Consider the following 2,646-nt stretch of genomic DNA (forward strand, 5'->3'; position numbering starts at 1 on the left):
ACTTCGATGCAATGTTCATCCCGATAACGGAAAATAAATTCACCCAGTTCATCAACTTTCGGACTTTTCTCATCCAAATCAAGCACAAACGTCTCTACATCAAGCTTATTCAAAAGAGCCCGCATGGATGTATTTTCAATAATTTTGCCGTGATCGATGATGGCAATATTGCGACATAACTGCTCGGCTTCTTCTAAGTAGTGGGTGGTCAATAAAATTGTGGTGCCACTTCGGTTTAGCTCGATCAGAAAATCCCACATGGAACGACGAAGCTCAATGTCCACACCGGCGGTTGGCTCGTCCAACACCAGTAGCTTCGGCGAATGCATCAGAGCGCGTGCAATCATCAGGCGGCGCTTCATACCCCCGGACAACATTCGTGCTTGTGTGTTCCTTTTTTCCCAAAGCCCTAGCTCTCCAAGCAACATTTTCGCCCGTTTTTTCGCCTCATTGCGCGGCACACCATAATAACCTGCCTGATTCACGACAATTTGTTCACAGGTTTCAAATACAGAAAAATTGAATTCTTGTGGCACTAAACCAATACAGCTTTTCGCGCGCACCCGATCTTTGACCAGATCATGGCCAAAGATACGCACCTCACCAGCCGTTTTGGTGACCAGTGATGCCAGAATGCCGATGGTTGTCGATTTGCCAGCGCCGTTTGGCCCCAGTAACGCGAAAAAATCACCGGGCGCGATCTGCAGGTCAATGCCGCGTAAAGCCTGAACACCATTTTGGTAGGTTTTTTTAAGGCCGGATATTTCAAGCGCTTGCATGCTCACCGCACCATCTTGGTTAGAAGTTCGCCAAGTATGCCGATTAAAGCCACAATTGCAAGTGGCAACTTACCAACAACGGGCTACAATTGGAACATTATGCCAAATGACAAAAACAAACGTCGCAATAATGCTTCGCGCCACACTTAAGGGGTATGCGTTCGGCTTGGCCGCGCTATTTATGCTAGGTTTCGAGGCCGACGCCAGCTCCGTGCAAGATGCGCATCCACAACTGAACTTCCGGCATCTGAACACCGAAAACGGTCTCAGTCAGAACTCTGTCTATTCTCTGACTCAGGACATCGATGGTTTTATCTGGATCGCCACCCAAGCAGGCCTAGAGCGATATGATGGCATCGACCTAGTACATTATCGAGCGGGCGAGCCATCGCCCTATTCACTGCCAAGCAATTTTGTCGCGAAAGTCTCGGCTGATAGAAGCGGCGGGCTCTGGGTTGGCACGATTCCACCCGCCATATCCTACCGTCCACCCAATGAAGCAAAGTTTTACACCTTGTCTTTGTTTAACGATGCGGCCTTTATACGAGACATATTACCGGATGACGCGCAAGCATGGGTGGCCACAGAAGACGGTCTGTACCGGATTGAGGCGCCACTATCGGGTAAAAAGACGCAAGCCACTTTCCCAATTCTAAATGGCCCTTTTCAAGCGGTATTAGCTCATCAGCAACACATCATTGCCATCAATACAACAAGAATCTACCGCATTCCGAAGCTTATTGACATGCGCACGGTGACCGACAATGAGCTGACAAAATTTCTCATCTACCGTCTACCAGACAACACCGAGGGGGTGCTCACGGCAGGTGCGATTAGCCAAGATACACTATGGCTTGGCACAAGCAGTGGCCAACTCATTGAGTTCAACTTAAAAGACAGAAAGGTGGCCAAAACGATCGATTTGCCTGCCACCTCGCCCCAACTGAGCCGCAGTGTCATGGCAGTCGCCATACAAGATAAGATCATCTGGGTGGGCACCAAAGAAGCTGGCTTGTTTCGATACGATTCACGCACTGGGAGAACGACCCACTATCAAAGCCAAATTCTCAATCCAACCACCTTGTCGGACAATCGAATCTATAGTTTGTTGATTGACCGGCAAGGCCTCCTGTGGGTTGGCACCAGCGGCCATGGGGTGGATCGCGCCAACACAAGCGGCAGCAATTTCAGGCTATACCGAAGCAGCCTTAAATCTAATGATTTTAGTCTCGACAATGACGTGCGCGCACTTGTCGAACTGGCAGATGGCCGTATTCTCGCTGCCACCAAACTTGGCCGAATTGTGGTCGTCAATGAAGCTGAAGCGACATTGGAGCCTTTCGGATCGCCCATCAAGAGCACCGTCAATCGTTTGAGCTTTGGGCCCGCCAGTTTGATTAAAATCGACGAAAACACGCTCATTTATGGCTCAGGGGCTGGGCTATGGTTTTTTGACATTAACAAGAAAGCTTTTGCGCCCGCGCATCCGGATCTTATTCAAATCTCCATCCTGGTCGCCAAAAAAATGGGGCAACAAATTTGGCTGGGCAGCAACAGTCATGGCTTGGGTGTTTATGATCTGTCAACACACAAGACACAATGGATTTTTGATCAAAAGACTCTCGAAAAACAACTTGGCTCGACCTTCATTGCCGCACTGGCGCCTGATCCAGAACGACAAGTGATGTATGTCGGGACGTCGGTTGGCCTGTTTCGATTTTCGCCGTCCACAACAACTTTGGAACCGATTACGAGGTCAGATAGCAAACCCCTTGGATTCATCCGTCACCTGTATTTGAATGGCAATACCTTATGGATTGGAACACTGTCGGGTCTGTACCGCGTTCCCGACGTCAACATCGAACAA

2 protein-coding genes are annotated in these 2,646 nt (G+C 49.2%); one reads left to right on the forward strand and one right to left on the reverse strand.

Translation table 11 applies throughout. From position 1 onward, the window contains the following. Window positions 1–779: ABC transporter ATP-binding protein (locus tag D6694_11550; GenBank protein ID RMH39040.1), on the reverse strand; the 779-nt coding region annotated here is incomplete at its 3' end. Window positions 780–909: 130 nt separating this feature from the next. Here D6694_11550 and D6694_11555 point away from each other — a divergent pair. Beyond that, on the forward strand, window positions 910–2,646 hold a 1,737-nt coding region (locus D6694_11555), incomplete at its 3' end, for a hypothetical protein (GenBank protein ID RMH39041.1).

It is taken from the genome of Gammaproteobacteria bacterium, from assembly GCA_003696665.1.
Lineage (GTDB): Bacteria > Pseudomonadota > Gammaproteobacteria > Enterobacterales.